Here is a 25,383-nt window from a genome sequence, read left to right on the forward strand (position 1 = left end):
TTCAGAGGTCCTTGCCTGACTTCTTCGCGTAGCGCACGCGGACGGTGCGCTTCACGCCGTCCTTGGTCTGCTCCTCGACACGGTGGCCGACGCGGGTCGGCTTCTTGGTCGAGGGGTCGACGACCTGGACGTTGGAGATGTGGATGGGGGCTTCCATCGTCTCGATGCCGCCCGTCTTGGTGCCGCGCTGCGACTGACCGACACGGTTGTGCTTCGTGACGAAGTTGACGCCTTCGACGATCACGCGGTTCTGCTCGGCGAAGATCTCGAGGACCTTGCCCTGCTTGCCGCGGTCGCCGCCCTTGTCCTGCTTCTTGCCCGTGATGACCTGAACCAGGTCACCCTTCTTGATCTTGGCCATGGGGTCAGATCACCTCCGGTGCGAGCGAGACGATCTTCATGAACTTCTTGTCACGAAGCTCACGACCGACCGGTCCGAAGATGCGGGTGCCGCGGGGCTCCCCGTCGTTCTTCAGGATGACGGCGGCGTTCTCGTCGAACTTGATGTACGAACCGTCGGGACGACGGGTCTCCTTCTTGGTGCGAACGACGACGGCCTTGACGACGTCGCCCTTCTTGACGTTGCCGCCCGGGATCGCGTCCTTGACGGTGGCCACGATGATGTCACCGAGACCCGCGTAACGGCGGTTCGAGCCACCGAGAACGCGGATGGTGAGCAGCTCCTTGGCGCCCGTGTTGTCGGCGACCTTGAGGCGGGACTCGTTCTGAATCACTTGGCCTTCTCCAGGATCTCGACCAGACGCCAGCGCTTGGTGGCGCTGAGCGGGCGGGTCTCGTTGATGAGGACGAGGTCGCCGATGCCGGCGGAGTTCGTCTCGTCGTGCGCCTTCACCTTGGAGGTGCGGCGGATGACCTTGCCGTAGAGCGGGTGCTTCACGCGGTCCTCGACCTCGACGACGATGGTCTTGTCCATCTTGTCGCTGACGACGTAGCCACGGCGGGCCTTGCGGTAGCCACGGGCGTCGGCGTCGCGAACGTCGTGCTCGCCGTGCTCGACCTCAGCGGCCTGCTTCTTGTCAGCCATCACTCGGCCTCTTCCTTCGCGGCCTCGTCAGCGGCATCCGCCTTCTTGGCCTTCGTCTTCTTCGCCTTCGTCGCGGTCTCCAGCGGCGCGGGCGTGGCACGGATGCCGAGCTCGCGCTCACGGATCACGGTGTAGAGCCGCGCGATGTCGCGCTTGACCGCGCGGATGCGGCCGTGGCTCTCGAGCTGGCCGGTCGCCGACTGGAAGCGCAGGTTGAACAGCTCTTCCTTGGCCTTGCGCAGCTCCTCGACGAGGCGCTGGTCTTCGAACGTGTCGAGCTCGCTCGGGGCGAGCGTCTTGGTGCCGATCGCCATTACGCGTCGCCCTCCTCGCGCTTGATGATGCGTGCCTTGAGAGGCAGCTTGTGGATGGCACGGGTCAGGGCCTCACGAGCGAGTTCCTCGTTGACGCCGGCGACCTCGAAGAGGACGCGACCCGGCTTGACGTTTGCGACCCACCACTCGGGCGAACCCTTACCGGAACCCATGCGGGTTTCGGCCGGCTTCTTGGTGAGCGGACGGTCGGGGTAGATGTTGATCCACACCTTGCCGCCACGCTTGATGTGACGGGTCATCGCGATACGAGCGGACTCGATCTGACGGTTCGTCACGTAAGCGGGCGTGAGGGCCTGGATGCCGAACTCACCGAACGACACCTTGGTGCCACCGGTGGCCTGGCCCGAGCGGCCGGGGTGGTGCTGCTTGCGGTACTTGACCTTGCGGGGGATGAGCATTACGCCGACGCTCCTTCTGCCACGGGGGCCTCGTTGCGGCGGTCGCCGCCACGCTCGCCGCGGTCGCCACGCGGGCCGCCACGACGGTCGTCACGACGACGGTCCGACTTCGGCGCGTTGGCCTGCTCGCGAGCGAGCTCCTTGTTGGTGAGGTCGCCCTTGTAGATCCAGACCTTCACGCCGATGCGGCCGAAGGTGGTCTTCGCCTCGTAGAAGCCGTAGTCGATGTTCGCGCGCAGCGTGTGCAGCGGCACACGACCCTCGCGGTAGAACTCCGAGCGGCTCATCTCGGCGCCGCCGAGGCGGCCGGAGACCTGGATGCGGACGCCCTTGGCGCCGGCGCGCTGAGCGCCCTGCAGGCCCTTGCGCATCGCGCGACGGAACGCCACGCGAGCGGTGAGCTGCTCGGCGATGCCCTGCGCGACGAGCTGAGCGTCGGCCTCGGGGTTCTTGACCTCGAGGATGTTCAGCTGGATCTGCTTGCCGGTGAGCTTCTCGAGGTCGGCGCGGATGCGCTCGGCCTCGGCGCCGCGGCGACCGATCACGATGCCCGGGCGGGCGGTGTGGATGTCGACGCGAACGCGGTCACGGGTGCGCTCGATCTCGATGTTGCTCACGCCGGCCCGGTCGAGCTGGGTCTGCAGGAGCTTGCGGATGCGGATGTCCTCGGCGACGTAGTCGGCGTAACGCTGGCCGGGCTTCGTCGAGTCCGAGAACCAACGCGACACGTGGTCGGTCGTGATGCCGAGGCGGAAGCCGTACGGGTGGACTTTCTGTCCCATTACTTGCTCGCCTTCTTGCTCTTGGCAGCCGGCGCCGTCTCCGCGACCTCGGGGGTCGAGAGCACGACGGTGATGTGGCTGGTGCGCTTCTTGATCTGGAAGGCACGACCCTGCGCGCGGGGCTGGAAACGCTTGAGCGTCGTGCCCTCGTCGACGTACGCGTTCTTCACGTACAGGTCCTGCTCGTCCAGGTACTCGCCGTTCTTGTCTGCCGTGACGCGAGCGTTCGCGATGCCGGCGGCGACGAGCTTGTAGATCGGCTCGCTCGCACCCTGCGGTGCGAACTTGAGGATGGCCAGGGCCTCCTCAGCCTGCTTGCCCTTGATGAGCGCAACGACACGACGAGCCTTCTGAGGGGTCACGCGGATGTGTCGCACGCGTGCGATGGACTCCACCATTTCTCTCTCCTCTGCCCCCGCGTCAGCGGCGGCGGCCCTTCTTGTCGTCCTTCACGTGGCCGCGGAAGGTGCGGGTGGGCGCGAACTCGCCCAGCTTGTGGCCGACCATGGTCTCGGACACGAACACGGGGATGTGCTTGCGTCCGTCGTGCACGGCGATGGTGTGACCCAGCATCGCCGGGATGATCATCGAACGGCGCGACCAGGTCTTGATGACGTTCTTGGTGCCGGCTTCGTTCTGGACGACGACCTTGCGAAGCAGGTGCTCGTCGACGAAGGGGCCCTTCTTAAGGCTGCGAGGCATCTTCCTCTACTCCTACTTCCGCTTCTTGCCGGCGTTGCGACGACGGACGATGTACTTGTCGCTTTCCTTGTTCGCGTGACGGGTGCGGCCTTCGGCCTGACCCCACGGCGAAACCGGGTGACGACCACCGGAGGTCTTACCCTCACCACCACCGTGCGGGTGGTCGACCGGGTTCATGGCGACACCGCGGACGGTCGGGCGGATGCCCTTCCAGCGGTTACGGCCGGCCTTGCCCCAGTTGATGTTCGACTGCTCGGCGTTGCCCACCTCGCCGACGGTCGCGCGGCAGCGCGCGTCGACGTTGCGGATCTCGCCCGAGGGCAGACGCAGCTGGGCGTACGGGCCGTCCTTCGCCACGAGGCGAACCGACGCACCGGCCGAGCGGGCCAGCTTCGCGCCGCCGCCGGGGCGGAGCTCGATCGCGTGGATCACGGTACCGGTGGGGATGTTCTTCAGCGGCAGGTTGTTGCCCGGCTTGATGTCGGCCGAGGGACCCGACTCGACGATGTCGCCCTGCGACAGCTTGTTCGGCGCGATGATGTAGCGCTTCTCGCCGTCGAAGTAGTGCAGGAGCGCGATGCGCGCGGTGCGGTTGGGGTCGTACTCGATGTGAGCGACCTTGGCGTTGATGCCGTCCTTGTCGTTACGACGGAAGTCGATGACGCGGTACTGACGCTTGTGGCCACCACCGATGTGACGCGTGGTGATGCGGCCCTGGTTGTTGCGGCCACCGGTCTTGCTGAGCGGGCGGAGGAGCGACTTCTCAGGCGTCGATCGGGTGATCTCGGCGAAGTCGGCCACCGACGAGCCGCGGCGACCCGGGGTCGTGGGCTTGTACTTGCGAATAGCCATATCTCTAGTCCTCTATCCCGACCGTCAGCCGACTGCCGTGAAGATGTCGATGGTGCCCGACTTCAGGGTCACGATGGCGCGCTTGGTGTCCTTGCGCTTGCCCGTGCCGAAGCGGGTGCGACGGGCCTTGCCCGTGCGGTTGAGCGTGTTGACCGCTGCGACCTTGACGCCGAAGATCTTCTCGATGGCGAGCTTGATCTCGGTCTTCGAGGCACGGGGGTCGACGAGGAAGGTGTACTTGCCCTCGTCGATGAGCCCGTAGCTCTTCTCCGAAACGACCGGCTTCAGGATGATGTCGCGCGGGTCCTTGTTGACGTTCGTCATGCCGAGACCTCCTGGGTGGCGGCGCTCTTCGACGCGACGAACGCGTCGTAGGCGGCCTTGGTGAAGACGATGTCGTCCGAGACGAGCACGTCGTAGGCGTTGAGCTGGTCAGCCGGCAGCACGTGCGCGAACGCGATGTTGCGGACGCTGAGGACGCTGATGTCGTCCGAGCGGTCCACGACCACGAGCACGTTCTTGGTGGCGCCGAGTGCCGTCAGGACCGCGACAGCGGCCTTGGTCGACGGGGCACCCTCGATCGCGAACGACTCCACGACGTGGAGGCGCTCACCGCGAGCACGGTCGCTGAGCGCGCCCAGCAGGGCGGCGGCGATCATCTTCTTGGGGGTGCGCTGCGAGTAGTCGCGCGGCTTCGGACCGTGGACGATGCCACCACCGGTCATGTGCGGCGCGCGGATCGAGCCCTGGCGGGCGTTACCCGTGCCCTTCTGCTTGAAGGGCTTGCGGCCGGCGCCCGAGACCTCACCGCGACGCTTGGTCGAGTGAGTGCCCTGGCGAGCCGCCGCGAGCTGCGCGACGACGACCTGGTGGATGAGCGGGATGTTCGTCTTGACGTCGAAGAGCTCGGCGGGAAGCTGGACGGAACCAGCCTTCTTGCCGTCTGCCTTCACGACGTCGAGCGCGAGAGTCGAGTCAGCCATGAGATCAGGCACCCTTCACTGCGTTGCGGACGTAGACGATGCGGCCGCGAGCACCGGGGACGGCGCCCTTGACGAGCAGCAGACCCTTCTCGGCGTCGATGGCGTGCACCTTGAGGTTGAGGACGGTCACGCGCTCGCCACCCATACGGCCGGCCATGCGCATGCCCTTGAAGACGCGGCTCGGGGTCGACGAGGCGCCGATCGAGCCGGGCTTGCGGTGGTTGCGGTGCGCACCGTGCGAAGCGGAGACGCCCTTGAAGTTGTGGCGCTTCATGACACCCGCGGTGCCCTTGCCCTTGCTGGTGCCGACGACGTCGACCAGCTGGCCGGCCTCGAACGTGCCGTCCACCGTGAGCTCCTGACCGAGTGAGTAGTCAGCGGCGTCCGCGGTGCGGATCTCGGTGAGGTGACGGCGCGGGGTGACACCCGCGGCCTCGAAGTGGGCCGTGAGGGGCTGGTTCACCTTGCGGGGGTCGATCTGCCCGTAGCCGATCTGCACGGCCTTGTAGCCGTCCTTCTCGGGGGTGCGAACCTGGGTGACCACGTTCGGGGCGATCTCGATGACGGTGACGGGAACGAGCTTGCCGTTCTCATCCCAGACCTGGGTCATGCCGAGCTTGGTGCCCAGCAGGCCCTTGGAAACCTTGTTGTTGATGTCAGCCATGTCGAACCTCAGAGCTTGATCTCGATGTTGACATCGGCCGGGAGGTCGAGGCGCATGAGCGAGTCGACAGCCTTGGGCGTCGGATCGATGATGTCGATCAGACGCTTGTGGGTGCGCATCTCGAAGTGCTCGCGGCTGTCCTTGTACTTGTGGGGAGAACGGATCACGGCGATCACGTTCTTCTCCGTCGGAAGGGGCACGGGGCCCACGACCGTCGCGCCCGCACGGGTCACGGTGTCGACGATCTTCCGGGCCGACGAGTCGATGACCTCGTGGTCGTACGACTTCAGGCGAATGCGGATCTTCTGTCCCGCCATTGTCTGCTCACTCTCTTTCTCGCGTCATACCCCTGTGGCATTGGACGCACGTGGCGCAAAGCGCCATGGCACTTCTGCACCGCTTTCGCAGTGCGTGCTGCACCGCTGTTCTGCTGTCAATCCGGGTGCCGCGCCGAAGCGCCGCGTCCCGGCATCCGTCCTCCCCCGCGCGCGAAGCAAAGCTCCGCCCGAGGTGGAATCGTGATGTGGTGGTTCTGCTGCCCGCGGCCTAGGACCCTGCGCTTATGCGCTGCCTATGCACTGCCCTGGCAGTGATCCGGCGCACGCCAAGAGGGGCGTCGGAATGTGGAACCTCACTAGTCTACGTGCAGCCCGGGCGTGTCGCAAACTCGGGCGTGTCGCGACGCGGGTATGCTCGGTCGTTTCTCAGGAGGGTTCGCAGGACGGATGCTGCGCCCTCATGCGAAAGGGCGGTCGCGCTGTGCGCGACCGCCCTTTCTACCTATCTGTTAAGGCGTCACTCCGCGCTCGCGTGGCGGCGACGGTAGGCCGCGAAGGCGACCGCTGCGATGCCGGCGAGGAGCACGGCACCACCCGCGACAGCGAACATCGGGCTGATACCGCCACCCGTGACCGCGAGGGCCTCAGGGTTGGACGATGCCGGCGTGCCGGTGGTCGGGGTCGACGGGTCGTCGCCGCCGCCCACGGGCGGGTTCGCGCACAGCGCGCTGGCCGCGGGGTACTCGACCTCGGTCTCGTACGACGGGTTCACCTCGAAGCGCACGGTGACGCCGTTGCGGGTCCAGTCGAAGTTTCCATCGGTCTTCACGTACTCGCCGTTCACGAGCTCCCAGCCCGGCCACATCTTCGGCGTGCCGTTCGAGGCGCCCGGCCACAGGACGACGCTGCTGAGCGGGTGCGTGCCCGGCACGACGTAGTTCTCGCCGTCGGGGTTGACGAAGGTGATGGTGACGGGCGTCTCGTCGTCCGTCTCGAAGCCCTCGGGCAGCGTGACCTCGTAGCCGAGGAACGGAACATCACCCACGCAGACGGACTCGATCTCACCGGGAACCAGGTCGCAGACCTCTCCGATCTCATCGGACTCGAGCTCGCGCGTCTGCGTCTCGGTCTCCAGGTCGGTCGTCGACGTGACGTCGCCCTTCTCGTCGTACGAGTAGACCGTCGTGGTGACCTCGCGGGTCTGGGTCACGGTCGTGTCGCCGCACACCCACTCGCCGTCTTCCCACTCACCCGTGTCGGTGTCGTCCGCAGGAAGCGGGCACTCCATCTTCTCTGCGGGAGTCTTCTCGCGCGTGGTCGTCTCGACCGACTGCGTGGACTTGCCGGGCACCCACGCCTCGCCGTTCCACACGTAGGGCGTGGTGACGGTGGTCGTCTCGATCCGGACCGTCGTGCTCTCGCAGGTCATGATCTCGACGGGAGTGACCGTCTCCTCGGCTTTCGGCTGGTCCGGGCGGCAGGCGTCGCTGTCCAGCGGGAGCTTGGCGAGATTCGGAACGGTCCAGCTGACGCGCGCCCCGACCGGGAAGACGGTGCCGGTCTTCGGCGTGGCCGTCCACGTGGTCGTGCCGTCGTCGTTCTTGACCGACGTCCAGGTCACGTCGTCGTTCTTGCGCAGAACGCCCGCGACCTCACAGGTGGCCGGATCCCAGTCGAGCGCCGGAACGACCGTCACCGGCGGCGTCTCGGGCGTGGTGCCCTTGCACACGATCCAGTGCGACACGTCGGACTGCTTGCCACCGTCATTGACCGGCGATGCGTAGGCCACGCCTGGCTTCGGGTGCTCGATCACGTTGTTCGAGACACTGCCGCCCTTGACGACAAGGAGCTCCCAGTGGTCACCGGGCCACGACTGGTCGAACGGCTTGAGCGTGACCGTCTTGCCGCCGTCGGTGATCTTGCCGTGCGAGGTGTTGCCCTCGGACTTGTAGCAGACCGCCTTGTGGGCCGCGTAGAGCTTCTCCCAGTACGACGTCTTGTTGGTGTCCGAACTCCAGGGTTGCAGGACTCCGACCTCACCCTTCAGCACCGGCTCAGCGGCCGTCGCTCCGGCGGTCACCAAAGGTGCCACCACGAGTGCGGCGGCGACCAGCGCCCCAGCCAATGCTTTCCATGTTCGCTTGCGCAAAGCAGGCACAGCGTTCCTCCCCTTACCGGCGCCGAAGCGCCGTCCCAGCGGTGCACCGAGGCACACCGTTCATCCCAGCGGCACGCCGGAGCGCGCCGTACTTCCCAGCGACGCGCAGAGCGCGCCGTACATCCCAGCGACGTGCGGGGGCACGTCGGTACTTCTGCGGCACGGGGGCACCGCGTTCCTTCGGTGCACGGGGGCGCACCATTCACCCGTCGGGGGAACGGGTGTCAGACCTCACGCGGTTCGGGCCGAATGGGATCCGGGTTCCGCGCCCTTCCCGAAGGTTGCGGAACAGGCGGAGAACCGCCGTTCGTGCAGGCTATCGCGACACGCCCGGATGCGCGAAATCGGCGCGCGGGACGGATGCTGCAGGCTGAGGCATCCATTCCTCTTATATAGGTGCCGTCGCGCGAACGAGCCCCTCGCCTTTGGGGTGCGAGGGGCTCGAACGTCCGGCCCGAAGAGGCGCGCCGGAGTCGGGTGAGAGAGCGGGCCTTGGGGCGGTCCCGCTCTCTCACACGGTCGGTCAGATGGTGGCCTTGGCCTCTCCACGACGGCGGCGGGTGACGATCAGCATCGCCGTGCCTCCGAGCAGAGCGAGCAGGCCGAGGATCACCAGGAGCGGCGGCAGCTCGCCACCCGTCGCCGGCAGTGCCGAGAGCAGGACGACGGCGTCGTCCGAGTCACGGCCCGGGTCGTCCGGGTCACCGAAGGTGTGGTAGTCCACGACCGCCACGTTGGTGATCGAACTGCTCTTGGACGCCGGGTTCACCGTCGCCGCGAGGGTGATGGTCGGAGCCGCCGACGGCGAGTCGTTCGCACCCTGCGGCTGCAGCGGTCCAAAGAGGACGCAGGTGAGCGTTCCGCCGTAGCCCGATCCGTCCTGCCCCGCCACCGCACACGACTCCCAATTTGGGAACACCGCGTCGTCGCCCTTGCCGGGCCACGTCACGTCCGTGATCTTGATGTCGGCCGGGATGTCGTCGGTGACCACGACCCCTTCGGCGGCCGAGTCGTCGCTCATGTTCTCCACCGCAAGGGTGTAGGTGAACGACTTACCGGGCTCAGTCTTCTCGACGCTCGCCGTCTTCTCGATCTGGACGTCCGAGTGACGCGCCACGAAGCACTCGGGGCTCGCCGGCGGGTACTCCACCGAGAACTCGAGCGTCGGGTTGACCGAGAAGGTCACCGTCGACAGCAGACGCCACGAGTAGTCCAGCTCGCTCGGGTCGAGGATCAACCCGTTGAAGACGAAGTCCCCTGCATCCGCCGGTGCGTACTCAATGCCGTTCTCCGGGTTGATGTACCCACCGTTGGGGCCGTAGTCCGACGCCTGGAGTGGTCGCCATCCCGGGTAGTCGATCGAGACACCCGACGGCGTGAACGCGGTGCCGGGCCAGTCGATCAGGTCACTCCAGGTCGACGTGCCACCGGGCTGGGTGATCGCGATCTCCTGCGGGTCGGTCGTCGGCTCGAGGGAGTCCGGCGTCCACAGGAAGTCGATCGGGTCGTCCAGCAGCGTGCCCGACTTGGAGATCGTCCAGCCCAGGAGCGGGGCGTCGCCCACACAGGTGGTGTAGACGATCGCCGTGATCTCGTGCACCGGGATCTCGTTCTCGGAGCAGTCGTTCGTCGGGTCCTGGTCGAGGGGAGCCTCGACGCAGGCCTCGTTCACGAGCGAGTCGATCGGCGTCGGCGGCTCCTCCGCACCCTCCGGGTAGTCCGGCGGCAGGAACTCGACGGTCACGGTGATGTCCACCGATTCGCCGGCTCCGAGCGTCGTGTCAGGCTTCATCCTGACCGAGAGCGTGTTGCCGGGACCGACCAGCCCGCCAACGTTGACGTTCTCCCAGCCGTCGGGAAGGTCGACTGCGGTCACCTGGAGCCGCGCGGGCACCGGGTCAGTGACCACGAGGCCCTTGGCGTCGCGGGTGCCGTTGTTTGTGACGGTGAGCACGTAGTCGAACGTGTCGCCCACCTCGGCCCAGGGCTCCTCCCCCTCTGGCGGCTCGGGCAGGTTGGTCGCCGTCTTCAGGATAGAGACATCGTCATAGTGGACGGTGCCACACGCGCTGTCATCCTCCGTGACCTCGCCGACCGTGAGGTACGCCGTGTTGACGATGCCGATACCCTCGGTCACCTCGGCGTCGCAGGGGTTGGGGTCCTCCGGGATCGCACTGACCTCGACATTCACCGACACCGAGTAGACAGGGTCGTTGGACCCCTCCGGGTCGGCATCGCCGTTGAACGGCGGCGCGACCTCGCCATCCGCAAGCTGAGCAGTGAGGCTCGGCAGCGCGAACGACCCGGTGGTGGGCCCAGTCCACGATGCCCCCGTGTAGGAGACGCCGTCGGCCGGAGCGTCGAGCGTGTCGGACAGGTCGTACGTGATCGGCACGACGACGCTGTTGTTGTGGACCCGGATGTCGTAGGTCACGGTCCAGCTTCCGTCCTCGTGCTGGGTCGACCCTGTCGCCGTCTTCTCAACCGTGAAGCCCTGATCGACGTGCGAGTTGACGATGGTGCACACCACGTTCTCGCCCTTGTCGAGGCCACGCAGGTCTGCCTTCCCCGGCGTGCTGTCCGTCAGGGCGACCTGTCCGTCCTCGTTGAGGCAGGACCACAGCCCGGCCGCGAACTCGTTCGAGCCCGGGAAGTCCCCGATCAGGTCCTCCGAGAGGACGAAGGGTACCCCCGCCACGACGTTCGTCTTGACGACGTCGCCGCCTGCCAGGTTCGTCACCGCGGGCCCGATCTGGGGTGCGGCGATCAGCTGCCAGTTCGTGTCTTCGACCCCGGGAGCGCCCGAGACGATCTTGACCAGCGCGATCGACGGCAGTTCCGCCGTGTTCGTGAACGTGCAGGTCACCGGCGCGCCGGGCATCGTGAACGAGCCTTCGCGCGCGCTGCCGGTGAAGACCACCGTCTCTCCGCTGGTGCAGACCAGCGTCGACGTGTAGTCGGAGGCGTCACCGTGCTCGACGCTCACGATCTCCTTGACGTTCACCGTCTGACCGATCGTCGCCTCGGCGCTGATCGTGTTGTCGAGGTCGGTGAAGGTGCCGCCGTCGGTGTTCGAGGTCGCCGCACCGGTCGCGCCGCCGGTGACCGACAGGGCGGCGCTGTCGCCGTCCTGGCTGTTCACCCAGCTCTTGACGACCGTGAGGTGCGCCGTCTGCGAGGCGTTGATGAACCGGCAGATGGCGGCGCCCGTCACCTTGAGGGTGAACGCGCGACCGTCGACGCCGACCGCCGTGGTCTCACCAGCGGAGCAGGAGAAGGCCGAGGCGTACGTGCCGTTCGCCGTGAGGACCTCCTTCATCGGCAGCACCGCGCCGATGCGGACCTGGAGCCCGACGACGTTGATGTCGTCGAGGAAGTCCTTCGGCGAGTTCGCCAGCATCGTCGAGAGCGCCGTCGCGATCGGCCCCGACTCCGGCGTCACCGAGAGCGAGGTCTTGTCACCGGTGAGGGCGTCGATCCAGTTCTTCTTGAGCAGGACGCCGACCTTCACGGCGGTGTTCGTGAACGTGCAGCTGACGTTCGCCGACGTGGCCTCGAACTCCGGGATCGTGGTGCCCTGCCCCGATGCCTCCGTACCGGTGCAGACGTAGCTCGACGTGTACGAGCCACGGTTGCCTGCGGTGTTCAGCGTCTCGGCGATGTTCACCTGGTCACCGACGCGGACCGTCTCGGTCACGACGGGGGCGTCGGTCTCGTTGACGATGAGCTGACCGGCGGTGCCGGCAGTCGACGTCTCGGTCGTGCCGTTGACCCCGAGCTGGGCGGTGTCGCCGCCGAAGGCGTTGTCCCACGTCTTGTTCACCGTGACCTGGATCGTCTTCGCCGTGTTCACGATGGTGCACACGACCGACTTGGTGACGGTGATCTGACCGAGCTGGGTACCGGTGCCGCTGGTGCCGTCATCGCACGACCAGGTAGAGGTGTAGTCACCCTGGTTGTCGTCGTCGAGCGTCTCGCCCAGGGCCACTTTCTCGCCGATCCGCACCTGCAGAGTCGCGGTCTGCGGCGAGGTGCCGTCACCCTCGGGTGCCACCGCCTCGATGACGTCCAGCGCCGGAGGGGCGGCGATGCCGAGGATCGCGGAGTCGCCCTCGAAGGCGTCCACCCACTGCTTCTTCAGCGTGACCGTCGCCTTCTGCGCCGTGTTGGTGAAGGTGCAGACGACGTCGGCGTTCGGCATGCGGTCCAGCGTGTACGCCTTATCGGAGCCGGTGAGCGTCACGGTCGGCGTGCACGAGAACGTGGTGCCGTAGGCGGCGCCGCTCGGAGCGGTGAGCGCCTCGCCGAAGTTCACCGTCTCACCGACGCGGACGGTGGCCTTTGCGACGTTCACGGTGTCGAGCTGCGATCCGACAGCGCCGGTCGCGGTGCTCTTGGCGCCGTCCGCATCGCCGGTCAGCGACAGCTGAGCGGAGTCGCCCTGGAACGCGTCGACCCACTGCTTCTGCAGCTTCACGTCGCGCGTCTTGGCCGTGTTCGTGAACGTGCACTGCACACCGTTCGCCGACGCGGGGTAGGCGGGCACCGTGATGGATCCGGTCAAGCCGGTGTTGTCCGACACCGACGCACCGACGCACGAGAGAACGGAGGTGTAGAGGCCTCTGTTCTGCGCGTTCAGCACCTCGGACAGATTCAGGCTCGCACCCGGCGCAACACTCACGGAGAGCACGGGACCGTCCGTCGGCGCCGTCGACGTGCCCGTCTTGGTGGCGGCGCCACCGATCGCCAGGTCGGCCTTGTCACCGTCGAACGAGTTGACCCAGTCCTTGGTGAGGGTGACCGTCGCGTACGGGATGTTGACGAACGGGGTCGAGATGGTCGCGTTCGGCGCCGCCTGCGTGACCGCGAAGGTCTTCGCCGACGGGTCCAGCACGTAGCCGGCGGGCGCTGCCGTCTCGGTCACCGAGTAGACGCCGATCGGCAGGTCCACGACCTTGATCTGGCCGGCCACGGGGTCGGCGTCGTTCGCACCGTTGTCGACGACCGTCTTGGGGAAGGTCGCCGCCCACGGCGCCGCGGCGGCCGGACCACTGGTTGCAGCGAGCGAGAAGGTCGCTCCGCCGAGCAGGGCGCCGTTCGCGTCACCCGCGCGCTTGACCCAGGCGCCCGAACCGAGCGGATCCTTGAACGTGAGGGTCTTCGACTCGGCATTGTCACCGAACGTCACCTGCTGCGGCGTCGAGTCGAGCAGGTAGCCCGCGGGAGCCTCGGTCTCGGTCACCGTGTAGGTGCCGGGCTGCACGTTCCCGTTGAACACGATCTTGCCGTTGGCGTCGGTCGTGCCGGTCGTGGAGCCGGTTCCCGTGGTCGGGTTCGGCGTAATGCTGAACTTAGCACCTGCGAGCGGCGTGCCGCCCATGTCGGTCTTGAGGATCGTCAGGGTCGAGCAGGTCGACGGGACGTTCGCGGCGACCGGCTTGATCCAGTCGGCCAGCGATGACGTGTCCTCGGGCGAGGAGCTGGAGCGGACGTTGAGCACGCCGTAGTTGCCGCTGCAGCCGGCGTTGCCGAAGAGGACCGTCAGATCGATGCCCATCTCCGCGAACTCACCCGGCTCGAGGACGTCGCCTGCGAGGTTCTCGATCTGGCCCTGGTTGACCTGGCCCACGAAGCCGGAGAGGGTGCCCAGCGAGACCCATGCGGTTCCGTTCCATCGATCGGCACCGACGAGAGAGATCGTGTTGTTGCCGTTCTGCTCGATCGTCAGCCTCAGGTCGTTGACGGACCGGTCCGGTGTCGGGCCCAACGTGTTCGGCTTCTGGTTGAGCTCGACGTGGTAGGACACCGAGCCGTTGTTCACCTCGCGTTCGAACCCGAGGTACGCGAAGACGTGGCCTCCGACGGTCTGCGTGTATGCGTAGACGTTGCCGATGTCGGTCTTGCCGGGCGCGACACCGTTGCCGCCGATCTGTCCGGCGCTCCACGGCCAGTTGCTCTCCTTGGAGCCCTGCGTGAACTGGGTCGCGTCGCCGTAGCCGTCGTTCGCGACGGGCTGTCCGCCGACGTTCTCCCAGTCCTTGGTGCCCGCGCCGTTCAGGCACAGGTTGCCATCGATCTCGAAGCCGCCAAGGGGCGATCCCGCGACGGGCCAGGCCGTGCAGGGCAGCGCGAACGCGGCGATCTCGGGCTCGGCGACCGGCGCCGCGAGCGCCGTCAGCGGCGCGTCGGCCTCGGGCGCGGTCGCGTCGGGTGCTGCCGCCGGTTCTTCGGCAGCGGGCTCCGCCGCGGCCGGCTCTTCCGCAGGCGGCGGAGGCGCAGCATCCGTCGATGTCGTGTCCGTCGTCGTCGCCTCTGCGGTGGCGGCGGGGTCGGGGGTGGTCACCTCCTCCGCCGATGCCGGGGACATCCCCGAGAACACAAGAGAACTCGCCACGATCGCGGCGAGTCCTCCCACGTACCAGCGGTTCTGGAGCGCGATACGTCGCTCCTCAGTCCGCTCCTGACGCATGCGGCGGCGCGGACCCTCAGACTTCGAGGCGCGCACGAAAGTACGACTGAACATCAACTTCACCCTTGGTCGAATCGACACAGGGTGCCCCAAGTAGAGGCCCCTCCCAGCACGTGACGACTCGCTGTGAGTTGATGAACCCAAGAACCGAGGGATCCCAAGTCCCCAAGGTTCGGCTATCTCCCCAAACACGAGCCGAAACGTGTTCCCGGGGCAAAGGTATGCCCGGCATCCACCCGCGTCAAGTAACGGGTTGAAAACGGATGCCGGGTGGCTGGAGAGGACGGGCCCTTGGGGGATGCCCGCCCTCTCCAGGGATCACAGCGTCGGCTTGACCTCTCCGCGCCGGCGGCGCGAGACCGCGACCACGGCAGCGCCCGTGAGCATCACGACCAGGCCGAGCAGGATGAGCGGCAGCATCGTGCTCCCACCGGTAGCCGGCAGTGTCGACAGCAGCACGGTGGCGTCGTCCGAGTCACGGCCCGGGTCATCCGGGTCGCCGAACGTGTGGTAGTCCACCACTGCGACGTTCGTGATCGTGTTCGTCTTCGACGACGGGTTCACCGTCGCGGAGAGCGTGATCCTCGGAGCGACGGACGAACCGCCGTTGTCGGAGTTGATCGGCTGCAGGGGTCCGAACAGCACGCACGTGAGCGTGCCGCCGTAGCCGGAGCCGTTCTGCCCCGTCACCGCGCAGGACTGCCAGTTCGGGAACGTGTTCGCGTCGCCCTTGCCCGGCCAGTTCACCGCAGTGATCTTGATGTCGGCCGGGATCTGGTCGGTCACGACCACACCCTCCGCCGCCGCGTCGTCGCTCACGTTCGCCACGTCGAGCGTGTAGGTGAACGACTTGCCCGGCTCGGTCTTCTCGACGCTCGCGGTCTTCTCGATCTGCACCTCGGTGTGGCGTGCGACGAAGCACTCCGGGGTCGCCGGCGGGTACGAGGTCGAGAACGTCTCGCTCGGGTTGACCGAGAGCGTGACCTCGGTGTTGCCGCGCCAGGCGAAGTCGAGCTCGCTCGGGTCGAGGATCAGGCCGTTGAAGATGAACTCGGCCTGCTGCGCCGGCGTCATGACGTTGCTCGTTCCCGGCAGGTAGTACTGCGTGGGGTTGGAGCCCGGCACGATGTCGGTCACCTCGATGGCGCGCCATCCCGGGTAGTCGATCGAGATGCCGGACGGCGTGAACGCCGCACCGGGCCACGAGATCTCGTCAGCCCACGTCAGGGTCCCGCCCGGCTGGGTGAGAGTGACGTCGGCCGGCGTCGTGGTCGGCTTCACGTCGTCGTTGACCGGCTCCCAGAAGAAGTCGATCGGCTCGGCGAGCAACGTCTGCGACTTCGTGACCGACCATCCGAGGAACGGGGCGTCGCCCACGCACTTCGTGTAGACGACCACCGAGATGTCGCGGACCGGGATCTCGTTCGTGTCGCAGTTGTTGGACTCGACGGCATCGATGTCGGCCTCGACACAGGCCGTGTTGACGAATTCCTCGATCGCGGCCGGAGCCTCCGGCGGCGTGCCGGTGCCTACGTCGATCACGTCGCTCTCGACCTCGGTGAACTCGACGTGCACCTTGATCGTCACCGACGCACCGACCGCGAGGGTCGGAGTGCTCACACTGAGCTCACCGTTCTCATCCACCAAATCGGGCGAGTTGTCGTTGACCCAGCCCGCGGGCAGCTCGATTCCGGTGACCTCGAGACGATCCGGGATCGGGTCGGTCACGACGACGTTCGTGGCGTCTCGCGTGCCCAGGTTGGTCACCGTGAGCTCGTACGTGAACTCGTCGCCCGGCTCGACGCTGCCCACCTCGGGCAGGCCGGACGCGGTCTTCTCGATCTTCACGTCGTCATAGTGCACGACCTGGCAGCCGTCGTCGGACTTGACGTACTCGCCCGACGTGATGGTGCCGACGTTGGGGATCAGGATGCCCGATTCCTCCGTGTCTTCACACATCACAGGCTCGCCCGCCGGCGGCTCGGTGACCGCGACCGTCGCGAACACCCGGTAGGTGTGCACCTTGTTCTCGGGAGTGAGCTCCCCGTCGTCGACGACCGTCCACGTGCCTGAGCCGTTCCACGTCGGATTGGTCGGGTCGGGAGTGACGTCGGTCCACGCCTCGGCGTGCCAGTCACCGTCGAGCTCGACGCCTGCCGGGAGCGCCGGGGCGTCCGTCAGGTCGTAAGCCACCGATTCGGGCAGCGGGTCGGCGTCGGACACCGGGTAGCTCACCGTGACGATGTACTCGATGTCCCACGTGCCGTCACCGTTGTCCGTCGTCTCGCCACCGTGCTTCTCGATCTCGGGGAACACCGGCTCGGAGCAGGCGTCCACCGGCGTCTCGGAGCCACCCGACGTCAGCAGCGCGGTGTTGAGGAAGCCGCCGGCCTCCGGGCCCTCCCCGCTGATGCAGTCGGTGGTGTGACCGTCGATCGCCTCCGTGGTCACCGAGGCCACGACCGTCACCGTGTAGGTGTGGGTCTCACCCGCGTCGATCGTCCGGTCGTTCGCGAGCGTCTCGGTCGAATCGGGTCCCGCGAAGTCGTGCGACGTGCCGTCGAACTCCCACTCGGCGCTGCCGATGTTGATGTCGCCGCCGAAGTCGAGGGTGTCGGTGAGGTCGTACTCGGCCGACAGGCCCTTCGGGTTCTGCGGACCTTCACCGGCCAGCGCGACGTCGATCTCGTAGACGATGGTCCAGTCACCCGTCTCGGGGTCCTGAGTCGTCGATGTCACCGTCTTCGTCGGCACCGGGTAAACACGGTCCTCGACCGGGATGCAGTCCTCCCCGGGGATCTCGATCTGGCCGATCGAGAGCAGCGCCGTGTTGAAGAATCCGGTCCCCTCGCCCTCGCAGGCTGCGAGGTCGGGGTCGAACGTGTCGGAGATGTCGACGAGCCACGCGATCGTGTACACGTGCGGTTCGTCCTCTGCGCCCAACGGCACGTTCGTCACGAAGTCGGTGCCGGCCGTGACCGGGATGGGAGTACCCACCGGGTCGGTGTCGGTCCGCTGCGCCACACCCGAGATCACGTCGATCCCCGGAGCGAACGCCGGCGTGTCGGACAGCGAGTAGAACGTGTCATAACCGCTGCCGGTGACCCGGAGTTCGTAGGTCACGAGCCACTTCGAGGCGTCGTCCTCGTCCTGTGCGGCCGAGACCCCGATCTTCTGGAACGTGGGCAGCTTCGGCTCGGAGCAGTCGTCGGCAGGGATCGCCTCACCGTTCACCGTGACAGTCGCCACGTTGAGGAAGCCGCCCGCCGTCGGGCCCTCGTCGTCCTGGCAGACGAGGGTGTCGCCGTCCCACGCCTCAGCGTCGACGTTCGCGTGCACCGTCACCGTGTAGGTGTCGACTCCCGCCGCGTCCACGCGAGGTGCGAGCACCTGGTCGGTCGCGAGGCTCGCGTTCCAGGCCGGGTCGGCGAAGTCGCCATCTCCGGTCGGACCCGTCCACGAGGCATCCACGATCTCGATGTCGCCACCGAACTCGAGGGTGTCGTCGAGGTCGTAGACCGCCGCCAGCGTGGTCGACGTGTTCGTGACGACCACGTCGTACGTGATCTCCCACGTGCCGTCCACCAGCTGCTTCGTGCCGGTCACCGTCTTGGCGATGTCGACCGTCGGGCGATCGATCTGCGCGCACGCCTCGGCGTCGTTGCCGCCGATGCCGTTCGTGACCGCCGTGCCGTTCCAGAGCCCGCCATCCTCGCTCTCACAGTCCAGCAGAGCATTCGGGATGGATGCCGGGATCTTGACCGTCCGCGTGATCGTGAACGTGTGCGTGGCGCCGTTCGGGATCTGGCCGGTTGCAAGGTCGTCGACGCCATCGCCGTTCCACAACGGGTTCAGCACGGCTTCGCCGCCGCCCGAGATGGTCGGCGCGAGGACCTGCCAGGCACCGCCGGTCGCCCCGAGGGGCAGCGTCTCAGGCGTGTCCTTGAGGGAATACGAGAGATCGATGCCGCTCGGGTTGCTGACCGCGACCGCGTAGCGGATGGTCCACTCACCGGTCGCCGCGTTCTGCGTCGACGGCAGTGCCGCTTTCGCCACGACGGGCTTCGCCGGGATGGCGCAGCCGGAGTCGCTGTCGCTGCCGCCCGGGAACGTCACGCTGGCCACGTTGAAGAAGCCGCCGCCGTTCTCGGTACAGCGCAGGCCAGAGGCGGGAACCGGATCGACCTTCGACTTCGCGGTCACGAGGTACGTGTACTCGTGCGCCGCCGCGCCCGTCGCGTTCGCCGCGATCGGGACGTCGGTCGTGTCGGGCGAACCCACCCAGCCCTGCGTCAGGATCTCGAAGCTCGCCGCGTCGAACTGCGGCGTGTCGGTGAGCGTGTAGACGGTCGGAAGCGGGTTCGGGTTCGACACCGTCACCTTGTATGCGATCGTCCAGATGCCGCCCGCGCCCTGCGAGACGACGCCGTCGGACTTCACCACCTCCACAGGCAGCGGGTTGACCGAGGTGCAGCCGTCGTCGTTCGTCGTGCTGACGCCGTTGGTCACCGTCGCCGTGTTGATGATCGCGACACCGGTTGCGGTGCCCTCACCGCACGCGTTCGCCACCGGGCTCAGTGTTCCCGTGATGGTGACCGTCGCCGTGATCGTGAACGTGTGCGTCGCACCATTCGCGATCGACTGCGCCGCGATGACGTTCGGCGTCGGCCATGCGGCCGAGGCGTTCGGCCCCGTCACCTTCCAGTTCGAGAGCGCGGTCCCCGCCGGCGCGGCCGGCGGCGTATCGGTCAGCGAGTAGTACAGCGTCTTCCCGCTGGCGTTCGACACCGCGACGTCGTACGAGATCGTCCAGGTGCCGTCCTCGTTCGCGGTCGCCGGCTTGCCGGTCTTCACGATGGTCGGGGCACCCGGCGTCGCACAGCCGGTGTCGGTCGCGGTCCCGCCCGGGAACGTCACCGTCGCCCGGTTGAAGAAGCCGCCGCCGTTCGAGAGGTCGCACGTCAGCGACGGGTTCTCGACTTGCGCGTTGCGGTTCACGACCATGCGGTACTTGAACGTGTGCGATGCGCCCGCCGCGATCGGCGTGTTCGGCGCCGGCACGGGCGGCTGGTCAGCCGTCGGAACCCATCCGCTGGAGGGGTCGGCAGTCCAGCCTGCGCCCGGCTGCGGGGTGTCGGTCAGGGTGTAGACCGTCGCCGTCGTCTGGCTGGAGTTCTGCACCGTGACGTCGTAGAGGATCTCCCACTGGGTGAGCGAGATCTGCGTCACGACGCCCGCGTTCGACTTCACGACCGTCACCGGCGGGAGCACGATCGACACACAGCCCGTGGCATCCTTCACGATCTGACCAGACGTCACCGTCGCCTTGTTCTTGAGGCCTGCTTCAGCCGCGCAGTCGCCGATCGAGGTCGCCGACGTCGAGGGAACGAGCTTGCCCGTCACGGTGTACGCGTAGCTCGTGTTGGCGGGCAGCGTGCCCGTCCAGATCGTCGCCGATCCGGGTGCGTAGGGCGACGCCGCGGGAGCCGGCGCACTGCCGACCGCGGTGACCGTCCAGGTGTTCGGGTCGAGCGTCCAGCCGGCGGGAGCGGCAGGGAACGCGTCGCTCAGCGTCGCCTGCACCGCCGTGGTGGCGCTGGGGTTGCCGACCGTGACCGTGTACTCCACGTTCCACGAGGCATCCGGGTTCTGCGTTGCGGGGTTCTTGCCGACCTTGATGATCGTCGGGAACACCGGCTGTGCGCAGTCCTGCACGGTCGTCGGCTTACCGTCGACCGTGAGAGTCGCCGTGTTGAGGAAGGCACGCTTCGGCTCGGTCGAGGTGCAGACCGAGGTGGTCGCGCCTGCCGCGCTCGGTGCGACATCGGCGATCACCGTCACCGTGTAGACGTGGGTCGCCAGCGGCTGGTTCACGTTCGTCTGCGGCGCAAGCGACCCGCTGGGCGCCAGCGTCGCGGTGCCGGCCGGCAGAGCGAAGGCACCGCTCGTGCCGTTCGGACCGGTCCAGCTCGCGGACGAGGCCGTGATGCCGGCGCCGAGCTGCAGCGCGTCTGTGAGCGAATAGAAGAGCGTCGACGTGCGCGACTGGTTGGTCACCGTGATGTCGTAGACGATCTGCCACTTGCCCGCATCCGGACCGGCAGCGATCTGCTGCGGCGAGCCGGCGCGCACCTTCTTGACGATGCCGCCCTCGGCCGGAATCGCGGTGTTCGTGATCTCACACGTCACGTTCTTGCCGACGACCGGGACCACGACGTCGTCGTCGACCGGGAACGCCACCCGCGGGTCGCTGCCCGTGATGTAGCAGCTCCAGTCGCCGGCGGTGTAGCCGGAGACGTTCTGGCTCTCGGAGAGGGTATATTCCGCTCCGGGCATGACCGCTCCGGATGCCGTTCCCTGGCCCGTCACCGACGGCTGGCCGTCGGCCGCCGCGGTGAGCGTCCACATGTCGGGCGTGGCGGAGCCGGCGCCGTTCTTGTTGTCGACGATCTTGACGAGGTTCAGCGTCGGCTTGATCGCGCGGTTGGTGAAGGTACAGGTCACGTTCGCGCCGTTGGCGACCGTCACCGTCTTGTCCTGCAGCGAGGTGCCGCCGGTCGAGCAGACGAGGTTCGTCCACTCGTAGCCGGTGATCTGGTTGATCTCGTTGAGCGTGTAGACGCCCGCCGGGACATCCTTCGTCTCATTGTGGTTGAACGTCAGGGTCGCGTCCTGGCCACGCTTGGCCGTGAGCTTCTGGTTCCAGTCGCTCGGGACCGCGGAGCCGCCGTTGCTGTCATCGACGACCTTGACGAGCGTGAGCTTGCCCGGCTTGTCGTCGTTGGTGAAGGTACATGTGACGTTGTCGCCCGGCTTGAGGGTCAGCGTGGGGCTGTCCTTGGTGGTGTTCGCGTAGCCCGTGCAGGAGAGCGTCGTCCAGTCGTAGCCGGCGATCACCGACTCCGAGAGCGTGTAGACGACACCAGCCTTGACGTTCTGGCTCGATACCGCCGGAGTGCCGGTCACACCGCTGAGGCTGGGACCGCCGGGGGTGTTCGCGGCGAGCGTCCATGCCGTGTTCGCCGCGGTGCCGCCGTTGTTGTTGACGACCTCCTTGACGAGGGTCAGCTTCGGCGCCACATCGTCGTTCACGAAGCGGTACACCGGCGTGTCCAGACCGGCGACCTGGATCATCCAGTTGCCCTGACCGTTCTGACGCGGGTACCCGTTCGGGTCGACGCTGGCCACGACATCGACCCACGACCCGTTCACGAGCTGCTGCAGCTTCTGGAACTGGTAGCCCGCGACGGTCGACTCGGTGAGCGTGTAGGTGTGGCGCGGGCGCACCTGGAAGGTGCTCGCGGCGACCTGGGTCTCGGACCCGTCCACCGTGGTCGCCGACAGCCCGGCGAGGATCGCGGGCGTTCCGGTCAGCTTCCAGTCATCGGCCTCCGCCGAGCCGCCGTTGTCGTTCACGACGTGCTTCAGCAGCGTCAGCGACGCGGTCTGGTTCACCAGCGTGCATCGCACGTTGTAGCCGAGCGGCACGTTCACGCCGCCGTTGATGCCGTCCGAGAAGCCGCTGCCCTGTACCGGGTTTCCGTTGCCGTCGACCTGGATACAGGTCGCCGAGCCGGTCGAGAGCGGGTTCGACTGCAGGTTCGTGCGGTTGTCGGTCTGCGCGTAGAGGGCGTTGCCGTTCGTCTCGAACAGCTGGTAGCGCGCATCCGGCGTGACGTCGTGCTTCACACCCGTGGTGCCCGGTGCGAACGCCAGCGGGTTGCCCGGGTCCGTGCTCTGCGCGTTGAGCGTCCACGCGGTCGGCTGGGCGTTGCCGCCCTGCACCTGCTTGACGAGCGTCAGCGTGCTGCGGCAGGTCACGTTGTTCGTGATCGTCGCGGTGTTGTGCTCCTGCGAGAGCGCGACCTGGTAGCCCGAGCCCAGCGCTGTGTTCTGCGCGACGCCGTTGACCTCGGTCACCCGAGCGTCGTTGGTGCACAGCTGCGGGTCGATGAGGCCGACCGTCTCGCTGAGGGTCGTCGAGTTGCCCTGGGTGTAGCCGGTGCGGGTGACGCCCCAGCCCTGCGGGGTGGCGCCGGCCGCGCCGGGACCGGTGAGGCTCAGCTGCGAGGTGAGCCCGCCGGGCTGCGCACCGTTGGCGTACGCCGTTCCGTTGACCACCCACTTCTTGGTGACCGTGACGTCGGCCTCTGGGCTCGGCGCTCGGTTGTAGACGATGCAGTTGACCGCTTCGGTGCTCGGGACGTTCGCCGAGAAGCCGAGAGCCCCCTGGTTGGTGACCGTGACGGCCGCCCCCGTGTTGAGGTTCGTACACACGGCGTTCTTGCCGCCGACCTGCGTCAGCGTGAATCCGGCCTGCTGGGTCTCGGTGACGGTGATGTTCCCCTGCGTGATCCCGCCGCCGAAGTTCAGCGGGTAGGTCACGGTGCCCGTACCGTCGGCGATCGTGGTGCGGTTGGCCGTCGGCGTGGTCACGCCCGCGGTGTTCGAGACACCGGTGAACTGCCAGCCGGCACCCGCGGGAGTGGCGCCCGCGATCGAGCCCGCCGGAGCGGTGTTCGGGACGATCTGCTTGGTCACCGTCAGGTTGCCGGAGCAGTTGCCGAGGGCGAGGTTGCGCAACGCCGTGCCGACCGCCGCGTAGTCGGCGGTCTGGTAGTAGTCCGCGACGGCGCCGTTGCTGCCGGTGTACGCGGTCGGGCCGGAGATGGCGCGGATGTTCAGCGCGTTGTTCGCACCCGTCGCACCGGCGCCGACGCCGAACGCGAGGACGCGGGTGCCCGCGGCCTTGAGCGCGTTGGCCGAGAAGACGCCGTTCTCGGTCTCACGGAAGCGATTGTCGCTGCCGCTGCCCTGGTACGGCTGGTTGTAGGTGGTCGGGTTGCCGTCGGTGATGACCACCGCGACATCGAACTTGTTGGCGCCGGTGTTCGACGAGGCCGCGATGCCGAGACCGCGGTCCCAGTTCGTGCCGCCGGACGACGTCCAGCCCGAGTACCGGTTCTTGAAGGTCGTGCCCTGGCCTGCGGTCGAGACCGACACGAGGTCGGGGTAGTTCTGCGAGGCGCCGGCACCCGGGGTCTGCCAGGAGAACGAGAACAGCGACATGCGCGAGGGCGTTCCCTGCAGCGCATCGACGAAGGTGTTGGCCGCCTGCTTGAGGTTCGGGAGCGCGTCGCCGACCGAACCCGAGATGTCGAGGATCAGCGCGACGTCCAGACCACACGCCGGGGCGAGCGTGGGGTTGTTGCGCGACTGCTGCCAGATGCCGCCCGACGCGTTGTCGTTCGTGCCCGACGAGAGCATGAAGTCGTTGGCGTCCTGCGACGAGTACGTCTCGCCGGCACGCAGCAGCGAGCCGGTGCGGAACTGGTAGGTCAACTGCGAACCGGCGCCGCTCGCCCCGCCGACGCGAAGCACGGGGTTCATGTAGTAGCCGGACGGGACGCTCGACTGGACGACCCAGAAACGGGCGTCACGGTTTCCACCGGCCACCACGTTGGGAACGACGAACGAACAGTCGCCGTCGGCGTCGGACGTGCATTTGGCCCATCCGTCGCCGGTACCGGCGACGCCGTCGGGACGGGTCCCGCTCGGCGAGTTCACCCCGGTGTTCAGCAGCAGCACGACCCCCATGAGGTTCGTCACGCCGGTGATCCCGGTGCGGTCGGATCCGACCTTCACCGTGATCACAGCCTGGTTCGCACCCGGCTCAGGCACCGCCATCACGCCGACGCCGGCGTCCTCGGTGGACGGCGCCACGCGCGACTGCGACTGGTCGGCCGGCGGATCGGTCGGCTCGGTGGACTCCTCCGACGGAGCCGGTGCGGGCTCGGACGGAGCAGGCTCCGCCGGGGCGGGCGCCGGGTCGGACGGTGCCGGCTCAGCCGGCGTCTCCTCGGCGGGAGGAGTCGATTCCTCCGGAGGAGTCGTCGCTTCGGTCGACGGCGTGGGCGTCGGAACGACCTCCGCAATCGCCGGAGTGACCCCCGTGAAGATCAGCGCGCCCGACAGCAGCGTGGCGATGCCACCGGCGTACCACCGGTGCCTCATCGTCAGCTTGCGGTCGCGCTCACGCGCCTCCCGAAGCCTCCGCCGCACTCCCGAGCGTGCCGAACCGTCAATTCCCCAGTGCCCAGACATCAAGGTTTCCCCTTCTCGCTGATGTCAGCTCAAGGGGACCCCGAATTTCCCGGTCGGACTCCCCAAGTGTGCGTTCCCATCCGGTGTTAACTCCCCAGTCGCACCGGACGCACGTAGCCCACGGTCAAGGTATCGGCGCTTCGGGCGGGACGTCAAGTCTCAATGATCACGCGCCGGTCACGATCGCCTCAGGAAACGCGAAAGCGGCCCGGGTCTCCCCGGGCCGCTTCTCGATGATTCCGCTACTGGTTGCCGACTGCTCCGTCGACGTTCCCGCGGATGTCGTCGACCGTGTCGTGGTGCTCCTCCGGCACGACCTTCTTGGCGAGACCCGACGCGCCGTCGAGCACCTTGTCGCTGATGTCCTCGGCCTGCTCGGACTTCAGGAACTCGCCGATCTTGTCCTTGTTCTGCTCGTACAGGTCCTTGCCCTGGTTCACCAGGTCGTCGAAACCGCCCATGCTCACTCCTTCGCGCACCCCCCGGCGAGGCGCCCAGACCCATCCTGTCGGGATGGATGCTGCAGCGGAACCCCTGCGCACCGTCAGCCGCCCGCACGCCCCTCAGACGCCCGCAGACGCGGAGAAGCCCCCGGGATCTCTCCCGGGGGCTT

General features: G+C 67.4%; 17 protein-coding genes. All 17 read right to left on the bottom strand.

What is annotated here, in order from left to right:
* Position 1: 1 nt before the first annotated feature.
* The 17 genes from rplX to ACFVSU_RS15555 all read right to left on the bottom strand — a co-directional run bounded on the left by rplX (position 2) and on the right by ACFVSU_RS15555 (position 25,231).
* Positions 2–361 (bottom strand): 50S ribosomal protein L24, encoded by a 360-nt coding sequence (rplX, locus tag ACFVSU_RS15475; protein ID WP_310288358.1) that lies wholly within the window; start codon positions 359–361, stop codon positions 2–4.
* 4 nt (positions 362–365) lie between these two features.
* Positions 366–734, bottom strand: a complete 369-nt coding sequence (rplN, locus tag ACFVSU_RS15480; protein ID WP_056371389.1) for a 50S ribosomal protein L14 — start codon at positions 732–734, stop codon at positions 366–368.
* Complete coding sequence (rpsQ, locus tag ACFVSU_RS15485) at positions 731–1,045, bottom strand: 30S ribosomal protein S17 (protein WP_056371390.1); 315 nt, start codon at positions 1,043–1,045, stop codon at positions 731–733. The genes rplN and rpsQ overlap by 4 nt, the downstream gene beginning before the upstream one ends.
* Positions 1,045–1,359: a 50S ribosomal protein L29 gene (gene rpmC / locus ACFVSU_RS15490; protein WP_045301493.1), complete on the bottom strand. Its 315-nt coding sequence runs from the start codon at positions 1,357–1,359 to the stop codon at positions 1,045–1,047. The genes rpsQ and rpmC overlap by 1 nt, the downstream gene beginning before the upstream one ends.
* Positions 1,359–1,778: a 50S ribosomal protein L16 gene (gene rplP, locus ACFVSU_RS15495; RefSeq protein ID WP_018171451.1), complete on the bottom strand. Its 420-nt coding sequence runs from the start codon at positions 1,776–1,778 to the stop codon at positions 1,359–1,361. Before rplP ends, rpmC begins: the two co-directional genes overlap by 1 nt.
* A complete protein-coding gene (gene rpsC / locus ACFVSU_RS15500; RefSeq protein WP_045301490.1) occupies positions 1,778–2,560 on the bottom strand; it encodes a 30S ribosomal protein S3 in 783 nt (260 codons plus the stop codon). Before rpsC ends, rplP begins: the two co-directional genes overlap by 1 nt.
* Complete coding sequence (gene rplV, locus ACFVSU_RS15505) at positions 2,560–2,958, bottom strand: 50S ribosomal protein L22 (RefSeq protein ID WP_310288351.1); 399 nt, start codon at positions 2,956–2,958, stop codon at positions 2,560–2,562. Before rplV ends, rpsC begins: the two co-directional genes overlap by 1 nt.
* Before the next feature lie 22 nt (positions 2,959–2,980).
* Positions 2,981–3,262: a 30S ribosomal protein S19 gene (gene rpsS / locus ACFVSU_RS15510; RefSeq protein WP_045275479.1), complete on the bottom strand. Its 282-nt coding sequence runs from the start codon at positions 3,260–3,262 to the stop codon at positions 2,981–2,983.
* Between the two features lie 12 nt (positions 3,263–3,274).
* Positions 3,275–4,114, bottom strand: coding sequence for a 50S ribosomal protein L2 (gene rplB, locus ACFVSU_RS15515; RefSeq protein ID WP_045301487.1), 840 nt, complete (start codon positions 4,112–4,114; stop codon positions 3,275–3,277).
* Between the two features lie 24 nt (positions 4,115–4,138).
* On the bottom strand, positions 4,139–4,438 hold the full coding sequence (gene rplW / locus ACFVSU_RS15520) for a 50S ribosomal protein L23 (RefSeq protein ID WP_310288349.1): 300 nt from the start codon (positions 4,436–4,438) through the stop codon (positions 4,139–4,141).
* Positions 4,435–5,097, bottom strand: a complete 663-nt coding sequence (gene rplD, locus ACFVSU_RS15525) for a 50S ribosomal protein L4 (RefSeq protein WP_387144677.1) — start codon at positions 5,095–5,097, stop codon at positions 4,435–4,437. Before rplD ends, rplW begins: the two co-directional genes overlap by 4 nt.
* A gap of 4 nt (positions 5,098–5,101) precedes the next feature.
* On the bottom strand, positions 5,102–5,761 hold the full coding sequence (gene rplC, locus ACFVSU_RS15530; protein ID WP_045301481.1) for a 50S ribosomal protein L3: 660 nt from the start codon (positions 5,759–5,761) through the stop codon (positions 5,102–5,104).
* Between the two features lie 8 nt (positions 5,762–5,769).
* Positions 5,770–6,078, bottom strand: a complete 309-nt coding sequence (gene rpsJ / locus ACFVSU_RS15535; protein ID WP_018171443.1) for a 30S ribosomal protein S10 — start codon at positions 6,076–6,078, stop codon at positions 5,770–5,772.
* Between the two features lie 478 nt (positions 6,079–6,556).
* The gene (locus ACFVSU_RS15540) at positions 6,557–8,164 is read right to left on the bottom strand and encodes a hypothetical protein (RefSeq protein WP_387144683.1); all 1,608 of its coding nucleotides are present in this window, start codon (positions 8,162–8,164) and stop codon (positions 6,557–6,559) included.
* Between the two features lie 556 nt (positions 8,165–8,720).
* A complete protein-coding gene (locus ACFVSU_RS15545; RefSeq protein ID WP_387144686.1) occupies positions 8,721–14,720 on the bottom strand; it encodes a SpaA isopeptide-forming pilin-related protein in 6,000 nt (1,999 codons plus the stop codon).
* Between the two features lie 264 nt (positions 14,721–14,984).
* Entirely contained in the window at positions 14,985–24,680 is a 9,696-nt protein-coding gene (locus tag ACFVSU_RS15550) for a VWA domain-containing protein (RefSeq protein WP_387144689.1), read from the bottom strand.
* Positions 24,681–25,012: 332 nt separating this feature from the next.
* Positions 25,013–25,231, bottom strand: coding sequence for an Rv0909 family putative TA system antitoxin (locus tag ACFVSU_RS15555; RefSeq protein ID WP_310288339.1), 219 nt, complete (start codon positions 25,229–25,231; stop codon positions 25,013–25,015).
* Positions 25,232–25,383: the final 152 nt, after the last annotated feature.

This window comes from Microbacterium sp. NPDC058062, from assembly GCF_042885375.1.
Classification (GTDB): domain Bacteria; phylum Actinomycetota; class Actinomycetes; order Actinomycetales; family Microbacteriaceae; genus Microbacterium; species Microbacterium trichothecenolyticum_C.